The following is a 13,657-nucleotide window of genomic DNA, read 5'->3' on the forward strand; positions in this document are numbered from 1 at the left end:
ATATGCAAAAGAAAAACTCTTATTACTTTTTAGTAACAAGAGTTTTTTTATTGTTAAAAATTTTATAAATCAAATATTTTATTTAGGACTTCAGAGATATTCGACATCTTAATAACTTTTAAGTCCTGGTAGGCTTCTTCCTTTACATTAGAATATTTTGAAACGTAAGCTTTTTTAAAGCCCATTCTTTCTGCCTCCTTAAGTCTTACATCAAGACTTGGAACATTTTTAAGCTCTCCTGTAAGTCCCACATCGGCAATGAAAACTGAGTTAGCTTCAACAGGCTTATTAAGTGTTGACGACACAATAGAAACCATTACAGATAGGTTTGATGCCTGCTCCTTAACTTTAATTCCACCAGTGGACTTGACAACTATGTTCTTGTCTAAAAAAGTAATTCCTGCCCTCTCTTCAAGAATTGAAACAAGGGTGTTTAGGTGTTCACGCCTTACAGATTCAGAAATTCTTGATGGATAAGGAAGGAAAGACTTTGAGGCTAGGGCTTCTGTCTCAAGAATTATTGGTCTTGTTCCTTCCCTAATGACTGAGAGTGAAGAGCCTGGCACTTGTTCTGCTGCCGACCTTTTCGTCATAAAGTATTCTGATGGATTGTCAATTGAGATCATTCCCTTTTCCGTCATGGAGAAAAATCCAATTTCACCTGTTGACCCGTACCTATTTTTTGTCGTCATAAGTGATCTCAAGTCTTCTGATGAATCGCCGTCAATTAAGAGAACTGTATCCACCAAGTGCTCAAGACTTCTCACACCTGCAAGCTCATCTTGCTTGGTCATTTGTCCAACTAAGAAGACCATGCGAGGCTTTTCTAAGTCTTTGGCAACTTCAGTCATCTTGTAGGCACACTCCATAGTTTGGGTTGGAGTTCCTGGTCTTTGTGGAAATTCATCAAGTGTAAAAGTTTGAATTGAGTCTATGATTATTAGTTGTGGATCAATTTTTTCAACTTGATCAAGGACAGAGTTAAGTGAAGTGACAGAATAAACCCAAATATTGTCAGAAAGTTTGTCAAGAATTCTCTCTGCCCTCATCTTAATTTGTGTTTCTGACTCTTCTCCCGATGCGTAGAGGACCCTCATCCCCTTGTTGGCAATGTCATTGGCAACTTGCATAAGAAGGGTTGACTTACCTGAGCCTGGCTTTGCAGTCAAAATACTAACAGAATCACGGACGATACCACCGCCCATGACCCTGTTAAATTCTTCTATGCTAGTCTTAATTCTCTCATCTGAAGAAACTGCAACAGTATTTAATTTTTGTGCATCCTTTTTAATCTTTTTGCTCCTAGAAGAGCTTTTGCTAGAAGATGTTTCTTCTTCCTTCTCTTCTAGAGTATTCCATGCACCACAGTTGGGACACTTCCCAAAAAAACCATGGGAAATGTAGCCGCATTTATTACATTGATAGACTATTTTCTTTTTCATCTTTCGCCTTTTTTGTCTTCTTTACTTTTTTTATTTGAACCTTCTTGTATTTAACATCTACAGAGATTTCATCGCCATCTTTGATATTTCCATCTAAGAATTCGTCTGCAATTTTATCTTCAATAAGTTTTGTAATTGTCCTTTGTAGTGGCCTTGCACCAAAGACCTTGTCATAACCTTCTTCAACAAGGAAGTTGATAAGTTTATTTGTGTATCTTGCCTTGATTCCCATATCTTCTAGTCTAAGGTTTAGACTATCAAGCATATTCTTAACAATGTCTTTGATTTCAGATTTTTCAAGAGCCTTAAAGATTACAACATCATCAACCCTGTTTAAGAATTCAGGCTTAAACATATCTTTTAAGGACTGGTCTATAATGGACTTCATGTTTTCAAATTCACTTTTCTTTACAGATTCTTCTGAAGTTGAGAAGCCTAGCACTGAATTCTTGGCTAGGAGGTTTGCTCCAGCATTTGAAGTCATAATTATAACTGTATCTTTGAAGTTAACAGTCCTTCCCTTTGAGTCAGTTAATCTTCCTTCATCAAGAATTTGTAAAAGAATGTTAAATATATCTGGATGAGCCTTTTCAATTTCATCTAAGAGAATTACTGAATAAGGATTTGTTCTAACAGCTTCTGTTAGTTCGCCACCTTCATCGTAACCAACATATCCTGGAGGTGAACCCACAAGTCTTGATACAGTGAATTTCTCCATGTATTCTGACATATCAAACCTAATCATGTTTTCTTCTTTTCCAAACAGGTTTTTGGCAAGACTCTTTGCAAGATAAGTCTTACCAACACCAGTTGGTCCAACAAAGATAAAGGAACCTATTGGCTTGTTTGGATCCTTAAGACCAATCCTTGACCTCTTTATGGCCTTGGCAAGAGCCTTGACAGCTTGGTCTTGTCCCTTGACATCTTCTTTTAGTTTTATGTCTAAGTCCCTTAATTTTTCTGTCTCTTCTTCTGTCATTTCAGTTACTGGAACCTTAGACCAATCAGATACAATATCGGCTATAAGTTCTTTTGAAACTTCCTTCTTTGCTTCTTTTTCTTTAAAGGCAGCCCTCTTCTCTTCAAGTTCTTCTTCCACTCTTTTTTGTTCATCACGTAGATTTGCAGCAAGTTCATAGTCTTGGTCCTTTACTGCTTGATTCTTCTTTTCTTCTATATCCTCAAGGTCAAGCTTATACTTTTCTTCAAACTCTGGAACCTTATAAGATTCTATCTTTAATTTTGAACTTGCCTCATCAATTAAGTCAATTGCCTTGTCTGGCAAAAACCTGTCGTTTAAATACCTGTCGGAATATTTTACAGCAGCTTCAATACTTTCATCAGGTATTATTACATGGTGGTGGTCCTCGTAAATATTTTTAAGACCTTCTATTATTTTGATTGAATCTTCCACACTTGGTTCATCAACCATTATTGGCATAAGTCTTCTTTCAAAAGCAGAGTCCTTTTCAATTTTTTGCCTGTACTCTGTAATAGTTGTTGCCCCAATAATTTGTAGGACTGACTTTGTAAGCATTGGCTTTAGGATATTTGAAGCATCAAGAGATCCTTCAGCAGATCCTGCACCAATTATTACGTGCATTTCATCAATGAATAGAATAATATTTTTATTCTTGCTTGCCTCATTAGTTACGTTTTTTAATCTCTCTTCAAAGTCTCCCCTGTATTTCGCTCCGGCAATAAGTTGAGAAATATCAAGAGTTAAAATAATTTTATTCTTCATAATTTCAGGAACATTACCTGCAACAATTTCTGCAGCAAGTCCTTCAGCTATGGCAGTCTTACCAACACCTGGTTCTCCAATTAGAACTGGGTTGTTTTTTGTCCTTCTTGATAGAACTTGGATAACTCTTTTTATTTCCTTTTCTCTTCCAATAACTGGGTCAATTTTTCCTTCTTCAGCCTTTTTATTTAAATTAGTAGTATATTTTTCTAGGGCTTCAGAGGACCCTTCGCTGCCTTCTTCATAATCCTCATAGTCTTCCATGTTATTTAAAATATCATTCTCAAGACTCATTACATCAATGCCCAGTCTTTTTAAGACTAAGATAGCAACTCCTTGACCTTCTCTTAGGATTCCAAGTAAAAGGTGGTCAGTTGATACTGTGTTCTCACCCATTTCTCTTGAAACTTCAAAGGCAAGTTCAAAGATTCTCTTTGTCCTAGGTGTGTAAGCAATGCTTGACACCACTGGACCCTGGCCCTGGCTTACTATATCCATAGTTGTTTCCTTGGCCTTATTGTAATCTATCCCAAGCTTTGAAAGTATGTGAGCTCCTGCATCTGTTCCTTCTCGCAAAATTCCAAGAAGTATATGCTCTGACCCTATATATGAATGTCTTTGTTCTCTTGCCTCTTGTTGGGCAAAGAGAATGGCTTTTTGTGATTTTTCACTAAATCTTCCAAACATACTCATTTGAAAACCTCCTTCATGAGAGCTCTCGACTTGTTGGCCCTTAAAATATCTCTTGACTTAAGGTCCAAGATTGAGCCTCTCTCAATTTGTAAGTGTCCATTTCTAAGCTTCATGATTTCCTTGTAAAAGTCAAAATCCCTATTTGGCTTTAAGATTGAAAGCTCAATCCCCAGGTTAATCATGCTCATGGACTGCATCATCTCTTCTTCCGATAGTAGCCTTGCATTGGCAAGTAGGCCATAGGACCTGTTCACCATGTCTTCAAGGCTTATAATATTGTCTAAATAAAGTTTTTTTCTATTTTCCCTTTCAACATCAGCAATTTCGTCGCTAATGAGTTTTAATTTTTCTAAATAAGAATCTTCGTCTTCTGTAAGTGTGGACTCAAAAGAAAGTGTATAGATACTTGCCATGGCCTTCTCGGACCTGCCCCTATAAGAACCTAGGGTGTAGCCAAGCCTTGATAGGCCCTTGGCAATTTCACTTATCCCAAAATAATTTAAGGCTGGCAAGTATAAAAAGGCAATAGGTTTAAAACCAGTTCCTGCATTAAAAACCCTTGAAGTTAAATATCCATACTCTGGACTAAAGGCAAAATCAACTTTTTCTTCAAGCTTTCCTTCCAAGTCATAAATTTCCTCGTAAAGTTCGTCAAGAGACTTGGTCCTTGAGAAGTTTGAAAGCTCTATGTGCTCGCTTGAGTTAATTAAAATATCTGGCTCCTCAACCTTTTGATAAAACCCAATATTTTTCTTCTCAAGAAAGCTCTTGCCAAGCCTTCCCTCTTCCAAGTATTTTAACTTTTTTAAGGAAGACATGTTTTCTATATCGACTTTTTCATAACCCATTTCCTTGATTATTGGCTCAAGAAAGTCTATGTTTTCTCTTAATTCTTCATCGGACATAGTGTTGACAAAATTCTTGCCATCAATGTTTCTGTATAATTTTATCTTGTTACCTAAAATAATATTAGACATTGGCATCTTCCTTTAAAGTTTTTATCTCATCTCTAATTTCTGCTGCCTTTTCATATTCCTCTAGGCCAATAGCAAGGTCCAGCTTTTCCTTAAGGTCCTCAAGCTTCCTATTATAATAAATATAGGATTCTGAATTTTTAGGGATCTTTCCCCTGTATTTTAAGTTTATATTTAAAGCCTTTAGGTAAGACTTAATTTCATTTCCAAAGGAGTCATAACACTTTGGACAACCCAAGACTCCTGTGTTCTTAAGTTCTCTAAAACTCCTGCCGCAGTATTCACACCTAATGTCATCTTTTTCATCTTTTGATGAGTTGGCGGTAAATTTAAAAATATTTTTTAGGGCATTTTCAAGTTGAGGAATTATATTTTGATATCCCGTAAATTCTTTTTTAAATTTTTCTTCAGCACAAACCTGACAAAGATGAACTTCTTCAACTTCATCATTGTTTATTCTTGTGTAAGAAATTATTGATTCCCTTTCTTTACAGTTGTCGCACAACATCTTCTTCCCTCCTAGCTGAAAATAACGAGAAGCATATTTTTTAACAAATCTGCCCTCAGTTCATTTCTATTTTCACATTGACTTAGGGACCTGTCAGACAGGCTCACCTTCATGAGTTCCATCTCCCTCTCAGTCAACTTATTTAATCTCACAAGCTCTTCTATAAGATCATCCGAATTATTTTTTGTAATAGAGTCGCCTATAAAATCTAAAAATCTTTCTAGTATATCTTCATCATCTTCTAATTTAACCTTAACAATTCTAATATAGCCTCCGCCACCACGTCTCGACTCAACATAGTAACCCTTAAAGGGTGTGAACCTAGTGGTCAAAACATAATTTATTTGTGAGGGCGCACAGTTAAATTGGTCTGAAATTTTTGATCTTTGTATTTCAACAACTCCACCTGATTCAAATATTAATTCATTTAAAAATTCTTCAATGGAATTGGATAATTTTGCCATAAAATCATTTCCTTTGACTATCTTTGTCTTTTATGTCATAAAAAATTTGACTATCTTTTACTATCTCCAGTTTAATATAAACTAGGACTTTTGTAAAGTATTTTGCTTCGTGACCATTTAAGCTTATATATTTTTGTTGTTTTTAAAGAATTGTTTCATATAAATAATAAATTTTTTTCAAATGAAAATATCTGTTGGGATTCAACTCACCAACAGATATTTTTTAGCTATTTAATTCTTTTTTACTTATTTACGACTTTTTCTCGTTCTAGTTCTAAAATAGAAAATGTTCCTTTTGGGATACCACTTTTAGAAGAGAAATCTAAATCTTTTTTTGAATTTTTTGTATCAGTAATAAGTATATAACTACTATGTTTTTTAGAAGTAGAAATTCTCAAACTCACATCAGAAACTCTTACTGCTATACGTGCATTCTCATTATCTTCATTAGAAAATACTAATAAATAATCCGCATCTTTATTTGTTGTAAATTTAAAACCCTGTCCTTCCATAATCTTGTTACTTACTATAACTTCTTTTAGCTTATATTTATACACACTATCATAAGTTAAGTCCTTAATAATTTTTTCATAGTTTGGTTTATCATCACAAACATCTATGTTAAAATTATAAATTTCTTTATTAGAATTTAAAAAAGAAAAACCACACATAATTGACACAAGAGCCAAAGATATTAAAATTAATACAATTTTTTTAGTTTTCATTTTTATCCCCTTTCTATAAGATATAATGTTACCTAACTAAATTATAAAACTATTAATGTTGCTTTTCAATATCTTTAATTGTTTTATAATAAAAAAGGTTGAACACTTAAGCCCAACCTTTAAAAATTTATTTTTATTTATCAGTTTTTCTTTCTTCAATAATTTTTTCTGCAATATTTTGTGGAACTTCTTCGTATCTTACAAATTCCATGTTGAAAGTTCCCCTACCTTGAGTAAGTGATCTAAGATCAATTAGGTAAGTGAAAAGTTCAGCTTGAGGAGCTTCAGCAATAAGAACTTGAGTACCATCATTTTGTTGGTCCATACCAAGAATTCTTCCACGTCTCTTGTTCATATCTCCCATTACATCTCCAAGATAAGATTCTGGAATTGTAACTTCAACCTTCATAATAGGTTCAAGGAGAACTGGGCTTGCTTCTTGCATACCCTTCTTGAAGGCAAGATTTGCAGCAAGTTTAAAGGACATTTCATTTGAGTCAACATCGTGGTAGGATCCATCATATAGGACAGCCTTGAAGTTTGTAACAGGATATCCTGCGAGAACTCCCTTTTCCTTGGATTCAATAATTCCCTTTTCAACTGCTGGGAAGTAGTTCTTAGGAACTGCACCACCAAATACTTCTTCATCAAATTCAAAGTCATTTTCAGATGGTTCAAATCTAATCCAAACATCACCATATTGGCCTGCTCCACCAGATTGTTTCTTGTGCTTACCTTGAACACTTGCAGTCTGTCTAATTGTTTCTCTATAAGGGATTATAAATGGAACAATTTCAACTTCAACACCATAAGTGTTCTTTAATTTTTCAAGTATAACGTCAAGTTGAACCTTGCCTTGACCACCAATAGTCATTTGCTTAGTTTCTGTATTTCTTTCGATTGTAAATGTTGGGTCTTCGTCCCTAATCTTCTTAAGAGATTGAGTAAGCTTTTCTTCGTCTCCCTTAGTCTTAGGTTCTATTGCATAATATAGAACTGGAGTTGGATGTTTTAACTTCTTGTACTTAACCATGTGGTCCTTATCACAAAGAGTATCACCAGTTAAAGTGCCTGCAAGTTTTGTAGTTGCACCAATGTCTCCTGCATATATTTCATCAACTTCTATTTGTTCCTTACCTCTCATTACAAAAAGGCCACCAAGTTTTTCTGTTTCTTCAGTAGTTACATTATATAAAGGAGTGTTTTTAGTTAAAATACCAGAAATTACCTTAAATATAGAAATCTTTCCAAGGAATGGGTCTGATACAGTTTTAAATACAACTGCTGCAAAAGGATCCTTTGCTGAAACCTTTCTTTCTTCCCCTTCCTTGTATCTAAATCCAAGGTGGGCACGATCATCGTCTGGTGCTGGCATGTAGTTAACAATTGTATTAAGTAAAATATCTATACCTATTCCCTTTTCACCAGATCCAACAAGTAGTGGAACTGCGTCACCTTCAAGTAGGGCTGTTGTAACTCCTCTTAGAAGGTCTTCTCTTGTGAATTTTTCTCCAGAGAAGTATTTTTCCATAAGTACTTCGTCAGAACCTGCAACAACTTCTGCAATTTCTTCGTACATTCTTTCAGTTGCCTTAACTTGGTCGTGGTTAAGTTCAGTTTCTTCTGGTGCAGAGTTTACATACTTGTATCCCTTTTGGAAGATTACATCAGTTACACCAACAAAATCTTCACCTTCGCCAATAGGTACAGAGAATGGGATAACTTTTTTACCAAAGGCAGCTTCAAGCTCATCCATTAGTTTTCTAAAGTTTACATTTTCTCCGTCAATTTTATTTATAAAAATAATTCTTGGAAGTCCAATTTTTTCTGCGTATTTCCAAGTTCTTTCTGTTCCAACTTCAATACCCTTAGTTGCATCTATAACCATAATTGCTGCTTCACTGGCTCTTAAAGCACTGTGAGCTTCGCCAACAAAATCAAGAAATCCAGGAGTATCTATTATGTTTACTTTATAATTTCTCCATTCAACAGGAATAATTGATGTTGCAATTGATGTTCCTCTTTCTCTTTCTTCTTTTGAGAAGTCGGATACTGTGTTCTTGCTAGAAACATTTCCAAGTTTTTTTGTAGCTCCACTTTGGAATAACATAGCCTCTGTTAGGTTAGTCTTTCCGGAGCCAGAATGTCCCACGAGAGCAAGATTTCTTACCTTATCTGTTGTATAAACTTTCATTGTTTTCCTCCTAAATATATTAATTTTTTTGAAATCGTTTCGATTGGATAAATTATAACATAAATTTTAGCATTTGAAAACTGTGTAAAATTATCTATTTAGGGTATTACATTGTTATAAATATAATATTACTAATAAGTGAGTGGTGTAAATGGATTTTAAATTTTTAAATAAAGATAAACTCCCCTACCTTATAATTATTTTTTTACTTTTAATAATTGGCTACCAATATTATGATAATGACAGCAATGATGATGCCAAAGAATTTTTAAAAATAAATACTGCTGGCATAATTGATAATAAGGAGAAATCTCTCGATGATAATACAAAAGAACTTGAGATTGAAAAAGCTCCTGAAGAAAGTGAAGAGATAATGGTACATATATCTGGAGCGGTAAATAGCCCTGGCATCCTAAGACTTGACTCAAGTAAGCGTGTGGTTGATGCCCTTGATTTGGCTGGTGGAGCCAGAGATGATGCAGACCTTGATAGGGTTAATCTGGCAGCAAAGCTCCACGATGAAGAAAAAATTTATATTCCAAAAGTTGGTGAAGTACAAGAAAATATGACCACACTTGTATCTAGTCCATCATCAAGTGGACCTGCTTCAAAAATAAATATTAACTCAGCAGACCTAAGTGAACTGACAAAAATTCCTGGAGTAGGAGAAAAAACTGCCCAAAAGATTCTAGACTACAGGGCCAATAATTCTTTTTCTTCCATTGGAGACATAAAAAATGTCCCTGGCATTGGGGACAAAAAATTTGAGTCCATGAAGGACTACATTTCTACTTATTAATTTTAAAAATTTTTTAAGAATCAAAAATTATTTTATAATGAGGATTCGAAGGTGTTTACTTTCTAAAAATTAAAAACTTATTTAAGATATATTTTTCATATTCTTCCTAAAAAGGCTCAAGAAAAAAGAAGCACCTAAGTGCCTCTTATCTTGAGCTTAATTTTTATCTATTTCTAGTATTTTTCTTGTAACGATTTTTATCTGAAGAGGCAATGCCTATTATTAGTGCAAATATAAGTGACACTAATCCAGATGAAACTCCCACTACAAAAATAATTAAACTGTCTAAGCTTGTTGGATCAAAAAGTTTATTGATAACCATAAAAAGAGAAATTATCCCAACAAATACCAGAGCAAGTCCTGGTAAATATTTTATAAATTTTAAATCCCTTGCAGCAAAGTTTACTATAAAGGTAATGACAATTCCAATTAATATTGCACCTAGGGTTAGGAGCATGTAAGTGGAATTTTCTCCAACTAATTCTATAATCTTATTCATTTCACACCTCATTTATTAGATGAAAGTTCATCTTGCCAAATATTTGCATAGCGGCCTGTTGACCACTCTGTCATAATTGTGGAAGCCTCATCTCCTATTTCCCTTTCAAAAATAGGACTGGAGATAATTTTTCCTTCACTTATATTATATATTCTTAGATAATTATTTTCCAATGTTATTAAGAAATTGTTATCTGGAGAAACAAATCCGTCTTTTATTCCTGACTTAAAACTTTTGATCTGAGTCATTGGAATATTTATTTTGTTGTACTTGTTAACTTCATAAGGAAGAACTAGGTTTAAATCAAAATCAGAGTACTTTCCATCTTCTGTGTTAAGCCTTCCCTTGAGCTTCCAAAATCCATTGTCCCTATAGATTCCAATATTGTAAGGATCTTCTTTTAGGGATTGAATGTTTTTCCCTTCAGCCTTTAATTCATCTTCAGATATGAAATCTTTATAACTAAGGGCCTTTTTATCCTCTAGCTTATCTAAATTATAAATTCTAAGAGTCCTTTTGCCTGTATTCCTATCGAGACTCTCAACATTTATATAATTATTTGTAATAAAGTTAATGGTCTTAAGGGAGTTGTCTTCTCTTAACTCTTCAGCTTCATTTTTGGGAATTTCCGAATCTCTTTTAAGAAGATTTGACGTTTTATAGTCTCTTGCAATTAACCTATCAGTTGTTTCCTCTGACTTTGACTCTCTTTGAACACTAACTTCAAAGAAGCGATCATCCCTCGGAAGGATAATATTGTTCATCTCGTAGACATTTTCCAATTTCAAATCAGAGAATTTTAGGTAAAGAGTCTTGTAGTTCCATGAAGGAATGTCAGAGTCAAGCTTAGTTTTAAATCCAATTAAAAATCCCTTGTCACCTGTTAAGTCAAACAAGCTACTCTTGGCTAAGACCTCATCCTTTCTTTCTAAAATATGTGAATTTAAATCTTCATTTTTTATCTTGTCGTCCACAAGTTTTATTTCAAGAGTAATTCCATTGTCAAACAAGAGAGCAGTGTTCTCACTTGTCTTTATAACTTCATAATACAAGGAAGAGTTGGAATTTGAATCGAATACATAAGTTGTATAGACTTCAGAATCTTCAAGTCCCAAATTCTTGTAGTCAAGATTAAACTTTTGATATAAATAATTAGAAAGTTTTACATATTTAGTCTTATAGGAAGCATCCTTTATATAATCATTGGCAAGAAGGACTGAATCGTTACTAAAGTATAGGTCTTCTCCAATTAATTCCTTAAATTTAAAATTGTCTTGGTTTGATTTTTTATTGGATATAAACTTCGTTATTGTCCACTTACCATAAAGTGGTGACTGACCCATATCAGGCCTTTCAACATCGGTTCCTTGACTTGTCAAAAAGGAGCAACCTGTTAATAAAACTAGGGAAATTAATGAGAGGTAAAAAATTATTTTTTTAATCATTTTTTTCACCTACTTCTTTTTCTATTTCTAGTGGCAAGCTAACCTTGACTGTTGTTCCAATATTTTCTTCGGAGAAAATCTCTAGTTTACCTTGGTGGAGTTTTGTTATCTCATCACTAATAGATAAACCAATTCCACTGTGGCTCTTGGAGTGTTTGCCCTTGTAGAATTTTTCTTTTACGTGGGCAAGTTCTTCCTTAGTCATTCCCATTCCATTATCAGAAACCATAATTTGAACAAGATCAGCTTCTCTTATCATTTGGAACTTAACCCATCCCTTGTCTGATGTAAATTTAATTGCATTGTCCAAGAGATTAATGAGCAGCTGTTTGATCCTATTTTCATCAGCATTAATAAGTATAGACTCTTCTGGGAGCTCTGTAATAAGTTCAATATTGTTGGACTTGGCACGAGGTCTCATTTGTTTTGATATGTCCAGGCAAGTTTGTGTTATATCAAAAACATCTTTATCAAGGGTGATCCTTCCTGAAATATATCTAGAAAAGTCTAAGAGTTCTTCAACCATTTTGGCAAGCCTGTCTGCCTCATTCTCTATTATATTTAAGCCATCTTCTATTAGTTCTGTTTCATCTTCTTTGGCATCCTTGAGTACAACGGTCCATCCCTTTATTGATGTAAGAGGAGTCCTAAGTTCGTGAGAAATTGAAGATATAAAATCATTTTTTATCCTATCTTTGTTTATAATTTCATCACTCATGGCGTTAAGAGTCTTGGCAAGCTCTCCTATCTCGTCATCTTCAAAAATCTTGGCCTTTTCCTCATAATTGCCCTTTAGCATAGTCTTGGCAACTTCTGTAAGTTCTAGGATTGGCCTTACAATAGACTTGGAAATAAGTAGTGAAACCATAGTTGTCACTAGGGCTACAAATAGAGTGAAAACAAACAAACTTATAATAGTTTTTAAAATTGCAGACTTGACTCCTTCAATAGATGAAATAAATCTAAGGTATCCAATGGTCTCTCCTTCATTATTTTTTATAGGACCTGCAACGGACATTATGGCTTCACCTGTTTGTGAATCTTCTCCCCTCCAAGTCTTTATCTCACCCTTCTCAGCGGCCATTACATCTATAGTTTCTATTGGGTTAGAAGCTAGCCTTCCAATGGAATCTGACAAGAGGTTTTTATCCTTATCAAGAATTTGAACTTCTGCATTAGTGTTAGACAAGAAGATGTCACTGTCCTCATAGATCAAATCTTCAATGGACTTGTCGGAATAGTCTCTCCTGTAAATTTCTAAAGAAACCTCCATCCTCTGGATTAATTCCTTGGATATGTTGTTGTAATAGTAGGAGCTAAAGGCAAAAAGCAAGAATATATCTATAATTGAAATTGTAATTAAAATTATTATTAAAAAACTTCTGACAAGTCTTTTTCCAATTTTATTTTTCAATTATAAACCTACTTCCATCTGTAACCAGTTCCCCAAACTGTTTCAATATAGTCTGGCTTTGCTGGGTTTGTTTCGATTTTTGACCTAAGTCTTCTTATATTTACATCAACAATTTTTGAGTCGCCTAAGAAGTCGTCGCCCCAAACTAGTTTTAAAATTTCATTTCTTGTCATGGCCTTGCCAGGATTTGTCATAAATATTTTTATAATTTGATATTCTGTAGGAGTGAGTTCTAGTTCCACATCATCCTTATAAAACTTTCTTGAGTAAGAATCTATTTTAAAAGGTGGGTCTGTGATTAAGTTGCTTTCATTTTCTTCACCAATTTCAAGTCTTCTCTCAATGGATTTTATCCTAAGAGTTAACTCAGTTGGGTTAAAGGGTTTAGTCAAATAATCATCTGTTCCATATTGAAGGCCCATAATCTTATCATAGTCTTCTGCCTTTGCAGTTAACATAATGATACCAAGGCTTGGGAACTCTCCCCTCAAGGTCTTGCAGACTTCAAAACCATCTATGCCAGGTAGCATAATATCAAGGACTACAATATCTGGAAGCTCGCTTCTCGCAATTTCGATACCTTCTTCTCCGCTGCCAGCTTCAAAAATTGTGTAGCCTTCTCTTTCAAGATTTATCTTAACAAATTTTCTTATTGATTCTTCGTCTTCAACGAGCAAGACTTTTGTTTTCAAAATATCACCTCTATCTTGTAATTATAAAGAAAATCCACTCCAAATTCAATTGAAGTGGATTTAT

12 protein-coding genes are annotated in these 13,657 nt (G+C 34.2%); 1 reads left to right on the forward strand and 11 read right to left on the reverse strand.

Annotated features, from left to right (window positions below; all coding sequences use genetic code 11):
• Positions 1-62 precede the first annotated feature (62 nt).
• The 7 genes from radA to fusA form a co-directional block, all read right to left on the reverse strand.
• Positions 63-1,442: a DNA repair protein RadA gene (gene radA, locus HMPREF3023_RS06885; RefSeq protein WP_070701993.1), complete on the reverse strand. Its 1,380-nt coding sequence runs from the start codon at positions 1,440-1,442 to the stop codon at positions 63-65.
• Positions 1,414-3,879, reverse strand: a complete 2,466-nt coding sequence (locus tag HMPREF3023_RS06890; RefSeq protein WP_070701996.1) for an ATP-dependent Clp protease ATP-binding subunit — start codon at positions 3,877-3,879, stop codon at positions 1,414-1,416. Before HMPREF3023_RS06890 ends, radA begins: the two co-directional genes overlap by 29 nt.
• A complete protein-coding gene (locus tag HMPREF3023_RS06895; RefSeq protein ID WP_070701998.1) occupies positions 3,876-4,856 on the reverse strand; it encodes an ATP--guanido phosphotransferase in 981 nt (326 codons plus the stop codon). The genes HMPREF3023_RS06890 and HMPREF3023_RS06895 overlap by 4 nt, the downstream gene beginning before the upstream one ends.
• Positions 4,849-5,361, reverse strand: a complete 513-nt coding sequence (locus tag HMPREF3023_RS06900) for a UvrB/UvrC motif-containing protein (RefSeq protein ID WP_070702000.1) — start codon at positions 5,359-5,361, stop codon at positions 4,849-4,851. Before HMPREF3023_RS06900 ends, HMPREF3023_RS06895 begins: the two co-directional genes overlap by 8 nt.
• Before the next feature lie 11 nt (positions 5,362-5,372).
• Complete coding sequence (locus tag HMPREF3023_RS06905; RefSeq protein WP_070702002.1) at positions 5,373-5,825, reverse strand: CtsR family transcriptional regulator; 453 nt, start codon at positions 5,823-5,825, stop codon at positions 5,373-5,375.
• 242 nt (positions 5,826-6,067) lie between these two features.
• Entirely contained in the window at positions 6,068-6,550 is a 483-nt protein-coding gene (locus tag HMPREF3023_RS06910) for a hypothetical protein (RefSeq protein ID WP_070702004.1), read from the reverse strand.
• A gap of 133 nt (positions 6,551-6,683) precedes the next feature.
• The gene (gene fusA, locus HMPREF3023_RS06915; protein ID WP_070702006.1) at positions 6,684-8,744 is read right to left on the reverse strand and encodes an elongation factor G; all 2,061 of its coding nucleotides are present in this window, start codon (positions 8,742-8,744) and stop codon (positions 6,684-6,686) included.
• 151 nt (positions 8,745-8,895) lie between these two features.
• On the opposite strand from fusA, the gene HMPREF3023_RS06920 reads away from it, so the two are divergent.
• Positions 8,896-9,543, forward strand: coding sequence for a ComEA family DNA-binding protein (locus tag HMPREF3023_RS06920; protein ID WP_070702008.1), 648 nt, complete (start codon positions 8,896-8,898; stop codon positions 9,541-9,543).
• Between the two features lie 163 nt (positions 9,544-9,706).
• On the opposite strand, the gene HMPREF3023_RS06925 is transcribed toward HMPREF3023_RS06920, so the two are convergent.
• The 4 genes from HMPREF3023_RS06925 to HMPREF3023_RS06940 are packed head-to-tail and all read right to left on the reverse strand — an operon-like array spanning position 9,707 to position 13,593.
• The gene (locus HMPREF3023_RS06925; RefSeq protein WP_070702010.1) at positions 9,707-10,042 is read right to left on the reverse strand and encodes a cytochrome C biosynthesis protein; all 336 of its coding nucleotides are present in this window, start codon (positions 10,040-10,042) and stop codon (positions 9,707-9,709) included.
• Positions 10,043-10,050: 8 nt separating this feature from the next.
• Positions 10,051-11,487, reverse strand: a complete 1,437-nt coding sequence (locus HMPREF3023_RS06930) for a hypothetical protein (RefSeq protein WP_083315535.1) — start codon at positions 11,485-11,487, stop codon at positions 10,051-10,053.
• Entirely contained in the window at positions 11,480-12,901 is a 1,422-nt protein-coding gene (locus HMPREF3023_RS06935) for a sensor histidine kinase (protein ID WP_070702012.1), read from the reverse strand. The genes HMPREF3023_RS06930 and HMPREF3023_RS06935 overlap by 8 nt, the downstream gene beginning before the upstream one ends.
• 8 nt (positions 12,902-12,909) lie before the next feature.
• Positions 12,910-13,593, reverse strand: coding sequence for a response regulator transcription factor (locus HMPREF3023_RS06940; protein WP_070702014.1), 684 nt, complete (start codon positions 13,591-13,593; stop codon positions 12,910-12,912).
• Between the last annotated feature and the right edge of the window lie 64 nt (positions 13,594-13,657).

The organism is Peptoniphilus sp. HMSC075B08 (genome assembly GCF_001815405.1).
GTDB lineage: Bacteria > Bacillota > Clostridia > Tissierellales > Peptoniphilaceae > Peptoniphilus_A > Peptoniphilus_A harei.